This is a genomic window from Deltaproteobacteria bacterium GWC2_65_14, assembly GCA_001797615.1.
Lineage (GTDB): Bacteria > Desulfobacterota > Deferrimicrobia > Deferrimicrobiales > Deferrimicrobiaceae > GWC2-65-14.
Genome location: MGPV01000016.1, coordinates 40,810 through 57,531, shown reverse-complemented (window position 1 = coordinate 57,531; position 16,722 = coordinate 40,810). Strand labels below are relative to the sequence as shown.

Sequence of the window (16,722 nt, the reverse complement as noted above, 5' to 3'; positions counted from 1 at the left end):
ACCGCGGGCCGAAACCGCTCCGTAGACTACGCACACCTGGCGTCGGGGAACCGGAAGGAGCCACGCCGGTCGGAGAGAGAATAGTCCCCCGCGAGCCCGGATCTCGAACCGATATCTGCCGCAGTGGCGCGCCCCGTTGCGAGTTCGCCCGTGACCGGCGCCGCCGCCTCCTCCTTCGCTGCTCACGCTGCTACGGAGGACAAGTCGGCTTGCTGCGCCCGTGATGCGCCCCGTCCCGAGGGCGCCTGCAACTGCGTCACGCGCGAGCCAGGGTCTCCGGCCCCTGTTGCGCCACCTTTGAGAGCGCCCGGTTCCGCTTGTCCGCCCCGGTCCGCTGGATTACAATGAGCGGATGCATGTGACCCTGCTGAAAATCACCGCCCTGTTCTATCTCGCCGGCACCCTTTCCTATCTCTATTTCATCGTCACGATGAAGGAGCGGGGGGCGAAGGTCGGGAGGATGTTCCTCCTGGTCGGGGTGGTCATCCACCTGCTCGGGTTCGGGGCCCGGTATGCGGCGGCCGGCTATACGCCGGTCACGAACCTCTTCGAATCGTTGTCGTTTTTCGCCCTGGCGATCGCGGGGGTGTTCCTTTTCGTCGAACTGCGCTACAACCTGCGCGTCCTGGGATCCTTCATCGCGCCGCTCGCCTTCGCCTTCAGCCTCTTCCCCGCCTTCCTTCCCGGCGAGATCGCGGGGCTGGCCCCCGCGCTGAACTCCTGGTGGCTGCCGGTCCACGTCATGCTCCTTTTCGTCGGGGACGCGGTCTTCGCCGTTGCCTTCGGGGCGGGGGTGATGTACCTGCTGCAGGAGAAGCAGGTCAAGGGGAAGAAGATGGGGGCGATCTTCAAGCGGCTTCCCTCGCTGGACGTCCTCGACGACATCAACTACAAGTGCCTGACCGTAGGGTTCCCCCTGCTGACGCTGGGGATCATCACCGGGTCGATCTGGGCCGAGTACGCCTGGGGATCCTACTGGAGCTGGGACCCGAAGGAGACCTGGTCGCTCATCACCTGGCTCCTCTACGCGGCGCTGCTGCACGGCCGGCTTACGGTCGGGTGGCGGGGGCGCAAGGCGGCGATCCTGGCGATCGTGGGGTTCTGCGCGGTGCTGTTCACCTTCCTCGGGGTCAACCTTCTCCTGCCGGGCCTTCACACCTACACCAGCCTTTCGGGGTGACGGGCGGGGACCGGGGAGCATACGATGGGACAGATCGTCGTCGTAGGACTCAATCACCGCAGCGCGCCGGTGGAAATCCGGGAGAAGATCGCCTTCCCCCAGTCCGAGATCGGCTGCGCCCTCCGGGGGCTGCTCGAGCGGGAGCAGATCTCCGAGGCGGTCATCGTCTCCACCTGCAACCGGGTCGAGGTCTGGATCCTCGCCTCCGTGGGGTACCAGGGGACGGCGATCGTGGAGCAGTTTTTCGCCTCCTTCCACGGAATCCCGTACGGCGACCTGAACGGGCACCTCTACCACTACGATGGGGAGGTTGCGATCCGCCATCTCTTCCGGGTGGCCAGCAGCCTCGACTCGATGGTCCTCGGGGAGCCGCAGATCCTGGGACAGGTGAAGGACGCCTACGGCTATGCGGGGGAGTTCCGCTCGATCGGCCCGATCCTCGACAAGTTCTTCACGAAGGCCTTCTTCGTGGCGAAGCGGGTCCGGACGGAGACCCGGGTGGCGAGCAGCGCCGTGTCGGTCTCCTACGCCGCCGTCGAGCTGGCCCGGAAGATCTTCGGGGATCTCAAGGACAAGACCGTGATGCTGATCGGAGCGGGGGAGATGTGCGAGCTGGCGGCCCGGCACCTCCTCTCCGCCGGGGTGAAGGGGATCCTGGTGACCAACCGCACCTTCGAGCGGGCCGCGAAGCTCGCGGAGGAGTTCCGCGGGACGCCGGTCCGGTTCGACGAACTCCGGGACCACCTGAAGCGGGCGGACATCGTCCTCTCCTCGACCGGGGCGACCCACTTCATCCTGAAGCGGAGCGACGTGGAGGAGGTGATCCGGGTCCGGCGGAACCGCCCGATGTTCTTCATCGACATGGCGGTGCCGCGGGACATCGACCCGGAGGCGAACCAGCTGGACAACGTGTATGTCTACGACATCGACGACCTGAACAACGTGATCGAGACGAACCTCGAGGAGCGGCAGAAGGAGGCCGCGAAGGCCGAGGAGATCGTGACGGCCGAGGTCCGGAGCTTCCTCCGGTGGATGAACGCGCAGCAGGTGACACCGACGATCGTCTCCCTCCGCCGGAAGTTCGAGGAGGTGAAGGAGGCGGAGGTGGCCAAGGCGGTGTCGATGCTGGGGACGGACGACCCGAAGGCGAAGAAGGTGGTGGAGTCGCTCGCCGCCTCGATCCTGAACAAGATGCTGCACGCCCCGATCGCCGCGATGAAGAAGGAGTCCGACGGGCGCAATCCGATGGAGATCGTCGCGGTCGTCCGGGAGATCTTCGGACTCCCGGAGACGGCGGATACCGAGGAGCCCGGGGACCGGAAGGAGCCGGAGCCGTGACGGGGAGAACCACCGGGAGGAGCCCTTGGGCAGAGCGAAACGGGTGATCCGCCTCGGGAGCCGGGGAAGCCAGTTGGCCCTGTGGCAGGCGGAGCATATCCGCTCGGAGATCGAGCGGGAGACCGGCCGGCCGGTCGAGATCACGAAGATCAAGACGACGGGAGACATGATCCTCGACGTTCCCCTGTCCCGCGTCGGCGGGAAGGGGCTGTTCGTGAAGGAGATCGAGGAGGCGCTGCTGTCCGGCCGGATCGACCTGGCGGTCCACTCCATGAAGGATGTCCCCACCGACCTTCCGGACCGGCTCGGGATCGTCGCGATCACCCGCCGGGAGGATCCCCGGGACGCCTTCCTCTCCGTGAAATACCGCCGGCTCGAGGAGCTCCCGCAGGGGGGCCGCGTCGGCACCAGCTCCCTGCGCCGCCAGACCCAGTTGCTGGGGCTGCGTCCGGACCTGCGGATCGAGAGCCTCCGGGGGAACCTGGACACCCGGATTCGGAAGATGGAGGAGGGGCTCTTCGACGCCGTCATCCTGGCGGCGGCGGGGATCCGGCGGCTCGGCTGGGAGGCGAAGATCACCCAGTACCTCCCCCCGGAGCTCTCCCTTCCCGCCATCGGACAGGGGGCGCTGGGGATCGAGATCCGGACCGACGACCTGGAGACGCGCGAGGCGGTCTCCTTCCTGAACCACCGGGACACCGCCTACGCCGTCCGCGCGGAACGGGGGTTCCTGAAGCGGCTCGAGGGAGGGTGCCAGGTGCCGATCGCCTCCTTCGGGCGGACGGACGGGGAGGCGATCGTCCTGGAGGGGCTGGTGGGGCGGCCCGACGGATCGCAGATCCTCCGCGCCGGCGCCCGGGGGACGGTCGCGGACCCGGAGGGGCTCGGGGTGTCGCTGGCCGAGGAGCTGCTCCGCCGTGGCGCGAAGGAAATTCTGGACGAGGTCTACCGGAAGGCCGGCCCGGAGCGGGGATGAGCCTCCGCGGGCTCCGGATCCTGGTGACGCGGGGCGACGAGCAGGCGGAGAGCTTCTCCGACCTGATCCGCGAGCGGGGGGGGATTCCGGTTCCGGTCCCCACGGTCCGGCTCGTGCCGCCGGAGGAACCCGCCGCCCTGGACGGGGCGCTCGATCGGCTCGCCGGCTTCGACTGGCTTCTGCTGACCAGCGCGAACGCGGCGCGCTTTTTCCTGGAGCGGGCGGCCTCGCGCGGCATCGGCTCCCTGCCGCCGGGACTTCGGGTCGCCTCGGTGGGCCCGGGGACGAGCCGCGAGATCCGGGAGCGGGGATTTCCGGTCCACCTCACCGCCGCGGTCCACACCGCGGAGGGGCTGGCCGAGTCGCTGGCGGCCGAGGGGATCCCCGGGAAACGGTTCCTCTTCCCCCGTGCGCTGGCGGGGCGGGAGGCGCTGCCGGAGGAGATCGCACGGCGCGGAGGGACGGTCGAGGTGGTGACGGCATACCGGAACGTGGCGCCCCCGAAGGACGAGGCGGCCGCCGCGGAGATCCTCGCGAACCCGCCGGACATCTGCACCTTCGCCTCCCCCTCCGCCTTCCGCAACTTCTTCCTCTTCCTGGGGGAGGAAGCGGCGGCCTCCGTGCTGTCGCGCAGCAGGATCGCGGTGATCGGCGAGGTGACAGCCGCGGCCGTCGAGGAACGGAATTTCCGTGTGCACATCCTGCCGAAACGATATACGCTGTCGGGGATGCTGGACGCGATCGGGGAGCGGCTGGCATCGGGAATCCCACCGGAGGAGGGCCCGAATGATCCGTCCTGAGTTCCGTCCGCGGAGGCTCCGCAGAAACGGGGAGATCCGCCGGATGGTCCGCGAGACGAAGCTGTCGGTGGACGACCTGATCTACCCGATGTTCGCCGCCGCCGGGAGGCGGATCCGCAGGGAGATCCCCTCGATGCCCGGGGTCTTCCAGTTGAGCGTGGAAAACCTGGTCCGGGAGGTGAGGGAGGCGAGGTCGCTGGGGATCCCGGCGGTCCTGCTCTTCGGCATCCCGGCGAAGAAGGACCCGGTCGGCTCGGACGCCTGCTCGGACAGCGGGATCGTCCAGACCGCCGTGCGGGCGATCAAGGACGCGGTGCCGGAGATCCAGGTGATCACCGACGTCTGCTTCTGCGAGTACACCGACCACGGGCATTGCGGGATCCTCTCCGGGGACGACGTGGACAACGACGCGACGCTCGAGATCCTCGCGGAAAGCGCCGTGTCCCACGCCCGGGCGGGGGCCGACATGGTGGCCCCCTCCGACATGATGGACGGGCGGGTGGCCGCGATCCGGGCGGCGCTGGACGACGAGGGGTTCACCGGCCTCCCGATCATGTCCTACGCCGCGAAGTATGCGAGCGGGTTCTACGGCCCCTTCCGCGAAGCGGCGGAGAGCGTCCCGAAGTTCGGTGACCGCCGTTCCTACCAGATGGACCCGCCAAACGCCCGGGAGGCGCTCCGCGAGGTGGCCCTCGATGTGCGGGAAGGGGCGGACATCGTCATGGTGAAGCCCGCGCTCGCCTACCTGGACATCATCTTCCGGGTCCGGGAGGCCTTCGATCTGCCCGTCGCGGCCTACAACGTCAGCGGGGAGTACTCGATCGTGAAGGCCGGGGAACGGCTCGGCTGGGTCGACGGAAGCCGGCTGATGATGGAGATCCTGGTCTCCATCAAGCGGGCGGGGGCCGACCTGATCCTGACCTACGCCGCCCGGGAGGCGGCGAAGGCCCTCTCGGAGTGACCGGGATGGCGGCGGAACGGGTCGAGGGGCCCAACAAGGTGGTCGAGGTCCAGGACGTCTGCGACCAGGAGATCGAGTCCGCCCTGAACCGCTGGACGGGAAAAGGGTACCGGTTCGAGACGCTCCACTTCGTGGTTCCCGCGGGGAGCCGGCGTCCTTCTCTCGCGTTCCTCTTCTTCACCCGGGATCCGGGTCTCCCGGGTGGGTGAGCCGATGCCCCTTGGACGGGAACTCCGGATGGAGCACTTCCGCGATGCCCGGAGGGCGCGCTACCTGGCCCGCCTCGTGGGGAAGGCCGCCGACCTGATCCTCGCCATGTCGCTCTGGCACATTCCGGGAGCCGCGGGCGTGCTGGCCTCGCTCTTCTACCTCCTGATGTGCGACGGGTTCTACGGGGGGAGGAGCGCGGGGAAGTGGCTGACGGGGCTCAAGGTGATCCGCCTCGGGCAGGAGCCGATGGACTTCCAGGCCTCCCTGCTGCGGAACCTTCCGGTCGCCGCACCCTTCCTTCTGTACCTCGTCCCGGCCGTGGGGCCCTTCCTCGCCTTCACGATCGGGCTGGCGGTCCTGCTCATCGAGACCTACCTCGGGTTCTACGACCCGGACGGCCAGCGGGCGGGGGACACCATCGCCGAAACGCTGGTGGTGGAACACTGGCAGGCCGCCGATGAGCTCCCTCTATCTGATCGACGGGCATAACGTCCTCTACCGGACCTTCTTCGGCCTGCCGCGCCTGTCGGCCCCGGACGGGACTCCGACCAACGTCGTGCTGGGAACCGCGAGGATCCTGATGAAGATCCTCCGGGAGGAGCGCCCCGGGGCGATCGCCGCCGCCTTCGACACGCCGGAGCCTACCCATCGCCACGAGATCTTCCCCGAGTACAAGGCGAACCGGCTGAAGGTCCCCGAGGACCTCGCGGCGCAGATCCCCCTGGTGAAGGAGGTCCTCGACGCCCTCGGGATTCCCCGGATCGAGATCCCCGGGGTGGAGGCGGACGACATCATCGGAACCCTCTCCCGGGTGGCGGAGGAGCAGGGGATGCGGGTCGTGATCGTCTCCTCCGACAAGGACCTCTACCAGCTCGTGTCGGACCGGGTGGTCGTGCGCGACGGGCTCAGGGAGCAGACGGTCGGGGAGGCGGAGGTGCGGGAGACCTTCGGGGTGGAGCCCCGGCAGGTGGTGGACCTCCTCGCGCTGGCAGGAGATCCCTCGGACAACGTTCCGGGCGTCCCGGGGATCGGGGAGAAGACGGCCGCCGCGCTGCTGCAGGAATTCGGGACGCTGGAAAACCTCCTCGCCGGCACGGACCGCCTCAAGGGGAGCCGGAAGGAAAAGATCGAGCGGCATGCCGCGGAGGCGCGCCTCTGCCGAACCCTGGCGGAGATCGACCGGAACGTCGCGGTGGGACGGACGATCGCCGATCTCGCTCCCCGGGGGGTCCGGACGGAGAGGATCGTGCCCTTGTTCCGGCGGCTCGGGTTCCGGAAGCTGCTGGAGGAGCTGGGCCCGGAGACGGAGGCCGCCGCCGCGGAGTCCGCGCCCGCCGCCAGGACCACCGCGTGGACCCGCGTCGATCGCGCGGCCGAGCTGTTCCGGCGCCTCGGGGACCCGAAGGGGATCCGGATCGGGGTGGCGCAGGGAGGAGAAGGGGGTGCGCTGACGGCCGTTTCGGCCGGGGAGAAAGGGGTCTTTCTCCTCCCGTCCGGGGAGACCGCGGAGCTGGTCCGCCTGGCGGGGGAGGGGGAAGGGCGGATCGTTCTCTTCGACGGGAAACGGTTCCTGGCGCGCAACGGCCTCTTCGACCTTCCCGGGGAGCGGCTTCCGCTGTTCGATATCCTGGTGGCCGGGCATCTTCTCGCGCCGGACGAGGGGACCCCGACCCTCACCAAGCTTTGGGCGCGGCATCTGCCGTCACGCCCTCCCGCGGGGGTTCCGGAAGAGCCGGAGGAGAGGGCCGTCGCGTCGGCGGAGGAGATCGAGGCGCTGGGCCGGGTCCTCGAGGAGAAGCTCGGAGAGGCCGGTCTTACGAAGCTCTTTTCCGACGTGGACATGCCGCTTCTCCCGGTCCTGCTGCGGATGGAGCGAACGGGGATCCGGCTGGATCCCGGCGTCTTCGCCGCGCTGTCAAAGGAACTCGCGGAGGGGACCCGGAAGATCGAGGAGCAGGTCGCGGCGATCGCCGGGGCCGACTTCAACATCAACTCCCCGAAGCAGCTGGCCTTCCTGCTGTTCGAGAAGCTCGGGCTTCCCCCGGTCAAGAAGACCAAGACCGGGTATTCGACCGACGTGGAGGTGCTCGAGCGGCTCCAGGGGGCCCACGAGATCCCCGGGCTGGTCCTCGAGTATCGCACGCTCGCCAAGATCCGCTCCACCTACGTGGATGTCCTTCCGGGGCAGGTCGACCCGCGGGACGGACGGATCCACACGACCTTCCACCTGACGCAGACCGCAACCGGCCGCCTCTCCTCCTCCGACCCGAACCTGCAGAACATCCCGGTCCGCGAGGAGCTGGGAAGGAGGATCCGGTCCGGCTTCACGGCGGAGCCGGGGACCCTCTTCGTGGGAGCCGACTACTCCCAGGTGGAGCTTCGCCTGCTGGCCCACCTCTCCGGGGACGGGGAGCTGGTCCGCCGCTTTCGGGAGGGGGAGGATATCCATGTCGCGACCGCCTGCGCCGTGTTCGGTGTTTCCCCCTCCGGCGTCACCCCGGACCTGCGCCGCCGGGCGAAGGTGATCAACTTCGGGATCCTCTACGGGATGAGCCCGTACGGCCTCTCGCGCGAGCTCGGGATCCCGGCGGGGGAGGCGAAGCGATTGATCGAACAGTATTTTTCCCGGTACACCGGGGTCCGGGACTACGTGGAGAGGGTGAAGGAGGAGGCGAAGCGGGACGGATTCGTGAGTACCCTGTTCGGGCGTCGCCGGTACCTGCGGGATATCGGGTCCCGGAACAAGGTGCTGCGGGAGGCGGCGGAACGGATGGCGGTGAACAGCCCGATCCAGGGATCGGCGGCGGACATCATCAAGCGGGCGATGATCCGGGTCGACCGGGAGTTCCGGGACCGGACGAGGGGGGCCCGTCTCGTCCTCCAGATCCACGACGAACTGATCGCCGAAGTCCCCCGGGAGGAGGCGGACGGCGCGGAACGGATCCTCCGGGAGGCGATGGAGGGGGTGGCCCCCCTTTCGGTGCCGCTCACCGTCTCCGTAAGCCGGGGGAAAACCTGGGGGGAAATCCACTGAGGTGGCGGCGACTCGGATGAATAGATCGGGGGAGGACCTCGTCCTATGAAGGAAAGCGGGAAGCCGGTTCTCCCGGACGAGGAATTGATCCGGTCGGCGCTGGGCGGAGACGATGAGGCCTTCCGGGAACTGATGGAGCGCTACAAGGGCCGCGCATACGGGGTCGCGATCGGCATCGTGGGCGACCCGGACGAGGCGCAGGACGTCGTTCAGGACGCCTTCGTGAAGGCCTACTACCGGTTGAAGGATTTCCGGTTCGGGTCGAATTTCTACACCTGGTTCTATCGTCTTCTGGTGAACCAGGCGATCGACCGGTGGAGGAAGCGGTCCAGGGCCCCCACGGTCTCCCTCGACGAGAGCTGGATGTCCGGAGAGGGTACCATGCCCGAGGCGGTGGCCTACCCGAAGACCCCGGAGGAACTGGCCGGGAACCGGGAGCTGGTGGAGGGCCTTTCCCGGGCGATCGGGGCGCTCCCCGAGCACCACAGGACGGTCATCCTGCTCCGGGAGGTGGACGGGCTCTCCTACGACGAGATCGCGCAGGTCCTCGCCTGCTCGGTGGGGACCGTGATGTCGCGCCTCCATTACGCGAGAGCGAAGCTTCGGGAGGCGCTCAAGGAATTCCGGGAAGGGTAGGAAACGATGGACTGCACAAATACGATACGGATGCTCCAGGACGGGATCGACGGACGCCTTCCCTCCGGGGAGTCCGAGAAGTTCCGGGACCACCTGGCGGGCTGCCCCTCCTGCCGCGCGGAAGAGGCGTCGCTTCGCGAGGTGGGGGATCTTCTCCGCCTCTGGGCGGCGGTCCGGGCCCGGGAGGGGGAGCCGCAGCTGAATGCGCTGTGGACCCGCGTGAAGGCGGGGATCGAGGAAGGGAGGGAGCCCTGGTACGCGGCTGCCGCGCGTCGCTGGTTCTGGCTCCCTGCCGCCGCCGCGCTTGCGGTTTTCGCACTCCTGTTCTATCCTTCGGATGGGACGAGGGCGCCGTTTCACCCGATACACTTCGACGTATCGGTGGAGACCCTCGAATCCGACACGGCCACGGTGGCGCTGGTGGACAGAGGGAAGGATCTCCCCCGGGTGATCTGGATCATCGAAGATGCCAAGTCCTGACCGGATGCCGAAAGCGATGGCCCGGCTGCTCCCCGTCCTGATGCTGCTGCTGTCGTTCTCGCCGGGAAGCGCCGCGGCCGAATCCGGATCGCCCGTGACCGTCGACGTGGGGGTCGTGCTCGCCTCCCACGACGGATCCACCGTGGACCCCCAGCTCTCCTCGATCCAGGACAAGCTCCGCTCCATGTTCAACTATTCCTCCTACCGGATGCTCGACCGCCAGAAACGGCCGCTCGGGGTGGGGCAAACCGGGGAGTTTCCCCTTCCCGGAAACCGTTCCATGCGCGTGACCCCCTCTCCCTCGCGGGGAGAGAAGATTCGCCTTGCCGTGCAGATCACGGAGGGGGGGAAGAATCTCATCACCACGACGCTGGGGCTCTCCCGCGGCGGCATGGTGCTGGTGGGAGGCCCCTCCTACCAGAAAGGCGTCCTGATCCTGATCCTCTCGGCGGAGTAGCCCCGTCGGGTTCCCTTCCGCGGTCGGATCGTCCCCGCGGAAATCGTTTCCCCGTGAATATCCCCTTCTCTCCGGGCGTCTGATTCCCGAACGCGAAAAGGTTCCCGAGACGCCCAATCGACAGGAGCGGCGGGAGGGAAACGGAAGGAGGAGCGGAACATGAAGAAAATCCTTGCGATTCTGGTTGCGGTGGCCCTTGTGGCCGTCATGACGGCGACGCCGGCCCGGGCGGGAGACCGGGGGTGGGCGACGACCGGGAAGATCCTGACCGGCATCATCGGGGTGACGATCCTGGGGAACGCCATCGCGAACGCTCAGGCCTACCACGCACCGGTGTACGCGCCTCCGCCCCGGGTCTACTACCCGCCGGAGCAGGTGTGGGTGCCCGGACGCTACGAGACGAGGTACGAGAGGCGCTGGGTCCCTGGACACTGGGAGATCGAGCGGTTCGACCGGCACGGCCGCGGGTACGATGACGACTCCTACGACGACCGCCCTGGCAGACGGGGGCGCCGCGTGTGGATCCCCGGCTACTACGACCGGGTGGAAATGACGGTCTGGATCCCCGGCCACTGGCAAGAGAGGGGATAACCGGCTCCCTGAACGAACCGGCATAGCCGGATTCACGAGGTACCTGACCCCCCGGAGAGTTCGCCGGGGGGTTTTTTTCAGCCGGGGCGCAGGAATCGCTCGGCGGGGGAGGAGTCCGTCCGGTCAGGGACGGAAACCGCGGCGCCGTGCCGCCGCCCTCATCGGGAGGCGGGGAAGGCGGTCCACCACATCGGGAGCGGTGGGGACGACCTCGAACAGGCCAAGATTCGTCTCCGAGATGGTCCGGAACGCGAGGGCCCGGCGGCAAAATTCGAGGACCGGGTCGAACCACCCTTCCGTGTTGGCCACCAGGATCGGCCGGGAATGAAGGCCGAGCTGCTTCCAGGTGAGGATCTCGAAGAACTCGTCCATCGTTCCGAAACCGCCGGGAAGCACCGCGAATGCGTCCGAGAGGCGGCTCATCTCCATTTTCCGCTCGTGCATCGATCCGGTGACGATCCTTTGCGTCAGCCCCTCGTGCGCGAGCTCCTCGGTCCGGAGGAATTCGGGGATCACCCCGACGACCTTTCCCCCTCCCTCGAGGATCCGGTCGGCCAGCACCCCCATCAGGCCGACCGACCCCCCGCCGTAGACGAGGGAGATCCGTTTTTCCAGCATCCGGTCGGCGAGCGCCTCGGCATCCCGCCGGAGCGTATCCGGGAGGTGGTTGCTGGAGCTGCAGAAGACGCAAAGGCGAAGCGTTTCCATCAGCAGAAGATACGGCCTCCCGGGAGAAAAGGGAAGAAAGAAAAAGGTTGACAGGAGATTTCGCAAACAAATACCATATAAACTATAGACTAAATAGGGAGGTTCCAATGGGCCAATGGTTCCGGGATAATTCGCTGTCGATCGGGCGCACGCCGCTTGTGAAGCTGAACCGGATCGTGGACGGGGCGAAGGCGACCGTCCTGGGCAAGGTCGAGGGGAGGAATCCGGCCTATTCGGTGAAGTGCCGGATCGGCGCCTCGATGGTCTGGGATGCCGAGCAGAAGGGCCTCCTCGGCCCGGGGAAGACGATCGTGGAGCCGACCTCCGGGAACACGGGAATCGCGCTGGCCTACGTGGCCGCGGCGCGTGGATACGATCTGATCCTCACGATGCCCGAGACGTTCAGCATCGAGCGGCGGATGGTGCTCAAGGCGTTCGGGGCCCGGCTCGTCCTGACGGAGGGCGCCAAGGGGATGAAGGGGGCGATCGAAAAGGCGGAGGAGATCGTCGCCTCCGACCCGGAGAAGCACTTCATGCCGCAGCAGTTCAAGAACCCGGCCAACCCGAAGGTCCACGAGGAGACCACCGGACCGGAGATCTGGGAGGACACCGGCGGGGCGATCGACGTCCTGGTGTCCGGCATCGGCACCGGCGGGACCATCACCGGGGTGTCCCGGTACATCAAGAACAGCCGGGGGAAGAAGATCCTCTCCGTGGCGGTGGAGCCGATCCACAGCCCCGTCATCACGCAGTGGCTCGCGGGAGAGCCGCTCAAGCCGGGACCCCACAAGATCCAGGGGATCGGGGCCGGGTTCATCCCGGACGTGCTCGACCTCTCGGTCGTGGACCGGGTGGAGACGGTGACCAACGACGAGTCGATCGAATTCGCGAGGCGGCTGACGCGGGAGGAGGGGATCTTCTCGGGGATCTCCTGCGGCTCGGCGGTGGCGGTGGCGGTCCGCCTGGCGAAACAGCCCGAGTTCGAGGGGAAGACGATCGTGGCGATCCTCCCGGACGCGGGGGAGCGGTATCTCACCACGGTCCTGTTCGAGGGGTGGTTCGAGAACCAGGCGACAGCGCAGGCGATCTGATCCGGCGGCTACCGGGTTCCCACGTACAATGTCACGATCCCGAAGGTCAGGGGGCGGACGTCGACGGAGGAGCACCCCGCATCGCGCATCATCCGGGCGAACGATTCGGAATCGGGGAAGGCATGCACCGAATCGGGGAGGTAGGCATAGGCGCTGCGCTTCGAGAAGAGCCCTCCCAGGCGGGGGAGCACCCGGGTAAAGTAGAAGCGGTACGCTGCCCCGAACAGCGACGATCGCGGGCGGGAGAACTCCAGGATCACGACCCTCCCCCCGCCGCGCACGACGCGGCACATCTCCTGCAGTCCCCGCTCCCGGTCGGCGAGATTCCGGATCCCGAACGCCACGGAAGCCGAGTCGAAGGCCCCGTCCCGGAAGGGGAGCGCCTCTCCCGGCGCCAGGACAAACGCCAGCCTGCCCAAGAGTCCCGCGCGGGCCGCCTTCCCCCTGCCGATCCGCATCATCGCGGCCGATATGTCTACCCCGGCCACGAACGCGCCGTTTCCCTTCTGCCGGAAGATCTCAAGAGCAACATCGGCGGTCCCGGTCGCCACGTCCAGGTGGACCCCTCCCGTTTCGGGCCTGATCCATGCCACGGCCTCCCTGCGCCACCGGCGGTCCGTCCCGAGGGAAAGAAGCCGGTTCAGCAGGTCGTACCTGGGCGCGATCGAGGAAAACATCTCACCGATCAGGCGGTTCCGGTCGTTCAGCCGGTACAAGATTTTCCCCCTGCGGCAGATCGGGTGGATAAGAAGTATACCAATCCTTGCAACGGATGGGGGGGGGAGCGGAACTTTCCCGATCCGTCAGGGTTTAAACGGTATCATGGAAACGGGTCACGGGAGGAGTCTACAGGGGAAAACGGGTCAACCGGTTGAATTTTCTTGCCGCCTGGCGCCGTCTAACCTACGGGAAAGTAATTTTCTATACCGTAAGAACCGGGGAGATAACGGGATCGTGCAACGGCGTGACGGTGGCAAGAGAAGGGGGAATGCACAATGATATTCTCAAAACATATCGGGATGATGGCGGTTGCCTTGGCGCTGTTTGCCGTTCCGGGTCATGCGGCGGAGGAGAGTGCGGAGGTCGCTGGTGTTCCCGCCTATTCCGTTACCCGCCTGAAGATCTTCGAGGGGTCCGCCTGGGTCCGCACGCCCGACTCCGGGGACTGGGAGGAGTTTTCCAGCAACAGTCCCGTTCCCGTTGGGTCGCTGGTCAGCATCCCGGAAGGATCCGAGGCGGAGCTGCAGTTCCACGGGGGGCAATTCGTCCTTCTGACAAGCGGCACCGAGCTTTCCATCCGCGGCTCCGAGAGTGGGAAAACCGCGTTCGCTCTCCGGTCCGGTGAGATCCGGTTCTTCCTGCCTGAAACCGATTTTGCCCCCGTCAGCGTGTCGGCCCCCGGGGGAGGGAGGGCGAATTTTTCCGTCCCCGGAAGGTACTGGATGACATCCCCGAAAGGCGGCAATACGACGCTGGTCGTCCGTGAGGGTGAGGGAATCATCACGGTGGAGGGGGGGGAGTTCCCCGTCAAGGCGGGCGAGCAGGCCTCCATGGGGGAAGATGTCCGTGTCGGGAAATACGAGGGGGGCGACAGGGACTCCGTTGAGAAGCCTCCTCCCCTCTCGGACGCGGAGGAACAGGCCGGCGTTCCTCCGGCTGCGGCCAACGAACTGCGCGATTACGGGGAGTGGGTGAACTCCTCCGAATACGGGTATGTGTGGCGGCCGAGGGTTTCCCCGGGATGGTCCCCCTACTATTACGGGCGATGGGCCTGGATCTCCCCTTACGGGTGGACCTGGGTATCCTACGAGCCGTGGGGGTGGTACCCCTATCATTACGGGTACTGGTACACCGATCCGGTTTTCGGGTGGGTCTGGTATCCGTACCGTTCGTTCCTCTCCTTCTCCTTCGCGTGGGGGGGGGCCTATTACCCCTATTACCACGGGTATGCGTACTATTACCCGGCACGGGTGCGCTTCGTCCGTAACGGCCGCAACGTGCGCTGGGTGCCGCTGCGTCCCGGGGAGCGGACAGGTCGCATTGCGTACACGCGTTCCGACACCCGGCTTGCCGCGTGGGAACGGCCTCTTTCCCGGGGGACCGTCTACGTGCGAGGGAGGGGGAATCAAAGCGGCGATTGGCGGGACTGGACAGCCGTCCGGAGAGAGAGAAACGTTTCGGTTAGCACGCGCGGCACACCGCGTCGCAATGAAGCAAGGCCGATCGTGCAAAACGGCGACCGCGGTTCCCCCGGACCCGGAGGGGGGGGGGCAGAACGGAGCACGCGCACGCAAAGTGATCGCTCCCGGAATCTGAGGGAGACGGAACGTCCCGCAAGGGAAAGCCCCGCACGGCAGGAGAGATTGGAACGGATTCCCCCGTCCTCACCCCGCCCGGGACGAAGATCGGGGGTTCGCACGGAGAGGTCGAATGCCCTGACCCGGACGGAGAAGTACGAAAACAGCGTCCGCTCGCGTGTGCTCCCTTCGAGCGCGGTGATTCCTTCAGGAGCCGGACAGCGCTCCTCCCCCGGAAGAGGGGAGGGGGGGGTGATACCCAGGGGAGGCAGGGCGCCCGCTGCGCCCGCACCCGGTCGCGAGATCAGGCCTCAGGCGGAACCGGGACCCAGAGAACAGGCGGAGCGATCGCCGCGCGTCCGCTCCTCCTCCTCTCGGGAGAGCAGGCCTCAGGCGGAACCGGGACCCAGCGGAGGCCGCATGCGGCGGTGACAGGCAGTTTCAAGATTGCGGTGCACGCATGAAAGGCACGGCTCGAAAAACGTGCCGGGGGACCTCCTCCCGGGAGTATACTGGGGGCAGAGGGGAGGGAAATCGCCGTGGCGATTCAGGCGGGCCCGCTTCTATCGAGTTTCTTCATGTTCGAGGAGATCGCCGCCCTTGGGCACCTCGTCCCCGATACCCTTCCGCTGGTTCTCGCGCTGATCGGACTCCTGCTTACCCTGCTGCTCGAATTCCGCCCCCGGTGACCTGAACGCGCGGTCCCCTTGCGGGCAAGAAGGCCGGCGGCAAGATCCCGCGCCTGGTTCCGGGTCGCGACGGCTCCGGTCAGCGTGGCTTCCCTCACCTGCAGCAGAATCTCCTCCACGCGCGGGCCCTCCGGTACTCCCATCGCGAGGAGTTCGTCTCCGGCAAGCAGACGCGGCGTGCGGCCCGCCTTCCGCAGCATCGGGCGGAAATCGGTTTCCCCGCGCGAGGCGGCCCTTTCCGTCGCCGAGTAGAGCGCGAGAAGGGCTTCCGGGTCCTTCCGCCGGGAAAAGATCGCTTCGGCCCGCGCGCGGGGGGTGTCGGAGGCTCGGAGGCGGCCGAGGCGGAGCAGGTCCGTGAGGATCCGCACGACGTCGCGCGGCCGGGGGAAGTGAAGCCTGCGTGCGGCGCGTTCCGTCCGTGGAAGATGGAGGGCCGGCCCCCGGCCCTCCCGCTCCGCGAGATCGGCCAGCAGTGCGGCCAGGAGGAGGAGCTCCGGAAGCGGTCTTCCCAGCGACTCCTCGAGAACACGGTACCGCCTCTTCGTGCGGGCGAGGGGACCGCTTCCCCAATCCGGAATTTCCGGGAGCAGCCGCGCGAGGATCCCGGTGCGGTGGAGGTCGGTCACCGTGCCGACCGGGTTCGCCGAGAGGGACCTCGACAGCTCCGCGAAGATCCGCTCGCCGGGGAGAGTTCCCGGGAAGGATTCCGCCTCCCGCCGCAGCGCAGTCCAGGTATCCTTCTCGATCGAAAAGCCCGGCCGCTCGTGCTTCTGCCGGATCGCCCGCAGGATCCGGAGGGGATCCTCCCGGAAGCGGTCCGAAGGGTTTCCCACGCCCCGGATCCGCATCCGCCGCAGGTCCCCCGTTCCGTCGAACGGATCGAACAGCTCCCCCCGGAATCGTCCCCGATCCGCGCGGATCCGAAACAGGATGGCGTTCATCGTGAAGTCTCGGAGGGAGGCGTCCTCCCATGCTTCCGCGTTCCCGGCGGATCCGCGCCGTTCCCCGTCCCCGGCCTCCTTCGTGCGTTTGCATCGGGGGGGCGCCACGTCGATCTCCCCGTCCGACCACGTCGCACGGACCTTGTAGACCGGGAAGGTCTTCCCCGCCCGGACGATCCGGCGGATTCCCAGCCGCTTTGCGGGGAGGCGGCGCAGGAGCCGGCCCAGACGGTCGAGCCCGACTCCGGTGATCACCAGGTCGAGGTCCCCGCCGGGCAATCCCTCGATCCGGTCGCGGAGAAAGCCCCCCACGATCCAGGGCTGACCGCCGGC

Annotated in this window: 17 protein-coding genes; 13 read left to right on the top strand and 4 right to left on the bottom strand. The window is 67.5% G+C overall.

Annotated features, from left to right (window positions below; genetic code table 11):
• The first annotated feature begins 352 nt into the window (after positions 1-352).
• The 12 genes from A2X88_03715 to A2X88_03660 all read left to right on the top strand — a co-directional run bounded on the left by A2X88_03715 (position 353) and on the right by A2X88_03660 (position 10,663).
• A complete protein-coding gene (locus A2X88_03715; GenBank protein ID OGP35230.1) occupies positions 353-1,180 on the top strand; it encodes a c-type cytochrome biogenesis protein CcsB in 828 nt (275 codons plus the stop codon).
• A gap of 24 nt (positions 1,181-1,204) precedes the next feature.
• Positions 1,205-2,518 carry a glutamyl-tRNA reductase gene (locus A2X88_03710; GenBank protein OGP35229.1) on the top strand — a complete coding sequence of 438 codons (1,314 nt, stop codon included), beginning with the start codon at positions 1,205-1,207 and terminating at the stop codon, positions 2,516-2,518.
• A gap of 25 nt (positions 2,519-2,543) precedes the next feature.
• Complete coding sequence (locus A2X88_03705) at positions 2,544-3,494, top strand: hydroxymethylbilane synthase (protein OGP35228.1); 951 nt, start codon at positions 2,544-2,546, stop codon at positions 3,492-3,494.
• Positions 3,491-4,294, top strand: a complete 804-nt coding sequence (locus A2X88_03700; protein ID OGP35227.1) for a hypothetical protein — start codon at positions 3,491-3,493, stop codon at positions 4,292-4,294. The genes A2X88_03705 and A2X88_03700 overlap by 4 nt, the downstream gene beginning before the upstream one ends.
• A complete protein-coding gene (locus tag A2X88_03695) occupies positions 4,281-5,255 on the top strand; it encodes a delta-aminolevulinic acid dehydratase (GenBank protein ID OGP35226.1) in 975 nt (324 codons plus the stop codon). Before A2X88_03700 ends, A2X88_03695 begins: the two co-directional genes overlap by 14 nt.
• A gap of 5 nt (positions 5,256-5,260) precedes the next feature.
• Complete coding sequence (locus A2X88_03690; protein OGP35238.1) at positions 5,261-5,464, top strand: hypothetical protein; 204 nt, start codon at positions 5,261-5,263, stop codon at positions 5,462-5,464.
• Positions 5,465-5,492: 28 nt separating this feature from the next.
• Positions 5,493-5,954, top strand: coding sequence for a hypothetical protein (locus tag A2X88_03685; GenBank protein ID OGP35225.1), 462 nt, complete (start codon positions 5,493-5,495; stop codon positions 5,952-5,954).
• Positions 5,923-8,499: a DNA polymerase I gene (locus tag A2X88_03680; GenBank protein ID OGP35224.1), complete on the top strand. Its 2,577-nt coding sequence runs from the start codon at positions 5,923-5,925 to the stop codon at positions 8,497-8,499. Before A2X88_03685 ends, A2X88_03680 begins: the two co-directional genes overlap by 32 nt.
• A gap of 45 nt (positions 8,500-8,544) precedes the next feature.
• Positions 8,545-9,135: a hypothetical protein gene (locus tag A2X88_03675; protein ID OGP35223.1), complete on the top strand. Its 591-nt coding sequence runs from the start codon at positions 8,545-8,547 to the stop codon at positions 9,133-9,135.
• 6 nt (positions 9,136-9,141) lie between these two features.
• Complete coding sequence (locus tag A2X88_03670) at positions 9,142-9,615, top strand: hypothetical protein (protein OGP35222.1); 474 nt, start codon at positions 9,142-9,144, stop codon at positions 9,613-9,615.
• A gap of 16 nt (positions 9,616-9,631) precedes the next feature.
• Entirely contained in the window at positions 9,632-10,072 is a 441-nt protein-coding gene (locus tag A2X88_03665) for a hypothetical protein (protein OGP35221.1), read from the top strand.
• 159 nt (positions 10,073-10,231) lie between these two features.
• The gene (locus A2X88_03660) at positions 10,232-10,663 is read left to right on the top strand and encodes a hypothetical protein (GenBank protein OGP35220.1); all 432 of its coding nucleotides are present in this window, start codon (positions 10,232-10,234) and stop codon (positions 10,661-10,663) included.
• 123 nt (positions 10,664-10,786) lie between these two features.
• On the opposite strand, the gene A2X88_03655 is transcribed toward A2X88_03660, so the two are convergent.
• On the bottom strand, positions 10,787-11,371 hold the full coding sequence (locus A2X88_03655; GenBank protein OGP35219.1) for a Rossman fold protein, TIGR00730 family: 585 nt from the start codon (positions 11,369-11,371) through the stop codon (positions 10,787-10,789).
• Between the two features lie 107 nt (positions 11,372-11,478).
• On the opposite strand from A2X88_03655, the gene A2X88_03650 reads away from it, so the two are divergent.
• Positions 11,479-12,462: a cysteine synthase A gene (locus A2X88_03650; protein OGP35218.1), complete on the top strand. Its 984-nt coding sequence runs from the start codon at positions 11,479-11,481 to the stop codon at positions 12,460-12,462.
• Positions 12,463-12,470: 8 nt separating this feature from the next.
• On the opposite strand, the gene A2X88_03645 is transcribed toward A2X88_03650, so the two are convergent.
• The 3 genes from A2X88_03645 to A2X88_03635 all read right to left on the bottom strand — a co-directional run.
• The gene (locus A2X88_03645; protein OGP35217.1) at positions 12,471-13,178 is read right to left on the bottom strand and encodes a bifunctional demethylmenaquinone methyltransferase/2-methoxy-6-polyprenyl-1,4-benzoquinol methylase; all 708 of its coding nucleotides are present in this window, start codon (positions 13,176-13,178) and stop codon (positions 12,471-12,473) included.
• A gap of 383 nt (positions 13,179-13,561) precedes the next feature.
• Complete coding sequence (locus tag A2X88_03640; GenBank protein OGP35216.1) at positions 13,562-13,927, bottom strand: hypothetical protein; 366 nt, start codon at positions 13,925-13,927, stop codon at positions 13,562-13,564.
• Between the two features lie 1,379 nt (positions 13,928-15,306).
• Positions 15,307-16,722 (bottom strand): hypothetical protein (locus A2X88_03635; protein ID OGP35215.1); only part of this gene is annotated, 1,416 nt, incomplete at its 5' end.

Bases quoted from the DNA above. Each gene is read 5' to 3' on its own strand.
- A2X88_03665 (OGP35221.1), top strand. From the start codon at position 9,632: ATGGCCCGGCTGCTCCCCGTCCTGATGCTGCTGCTGTCGTTCTCGCCG.
- A2X88_03685 (OGP35225.1), top strand. From the start codon at position 5,493: ATGGAGCACTTCCGCGATGCCCGGAGGGCGCGCTACCTGGCCCGCCTC.
- A2X88_03675 (OGP35223.1), top strand. From the start codon at position 8,545: ATGAAGGAAAGCGGGAAGCCGGTTCTCCCGGACGAGGAATTGATCCGG.
- A2X88_03715 (OGP35230.1), top strand. From the start codon at position 353: ATGCATGTGACCCTGCTGAAAATCACCGCCCTGTTCTATCTCGCCGGC.
- A2X88_03655 (OGP35219.1), bottom strand. From the start codon at position 11,371: ATGGAAACGCTTCGCCTTTGCGTCTTCTGCAGCTCCAGCAACCACCTC.
- A2X88_03650 (OGP35218.1), top strand. From the start codon at position 11,479: ATGGGCCAATGGTTCCGGGATAATTCGCTGTCGATCGGGCGCACGCCG.
- A2X88_03710 (OGP35229.1), top strand. From the start codon at position 1,205: ATGGGACAGATCGTCGTCGTAGGACTCAATCACCGCAGCGCGCCGGTG.
- A2X88_03700 (OGP35227.1), top strand. From the start codon at position 3,491: ATGAGCCTCCGCGGGCTCCGGATCCTGGTGACGCGGGGCGACGAGCAG.
- A2X88_03660 (OGP35220.1), top strand. From the start codon at position 10,232: ATGAAGAAAATCCTTGCGATTCTGGTTGCGGTGGCCCTTGTGGCCGTC.
- A2X88_03670 (OGP35222.1), top strand. From the start codon at position 9,142: ATGGACTGCACAAATACGATACGGATGCTCCAGGACGGGATCGACGGA.
- A2X88_03680 (OGP35224.1), top strand. From the start codon at position 5,923: ATGAGCTCCCTCTATCTGATCGACGGGCATAACGTCCTCTACCGGACC.
- A2X88_03695 (OGP35226.1), top strand. From the start codon at position 4,281: ATGATCCGTCCTGAGTTCCGTCCGCGGAGGCTCCGCAGAAACGGGGAG.
- A2X88_03690 (OGP35238.1), top strand. From the start codon at position 5,261: ATGGCGGCGGAACGGGTCGAGGGGCCCAACAAGGTGGTCGAGGTCCAG.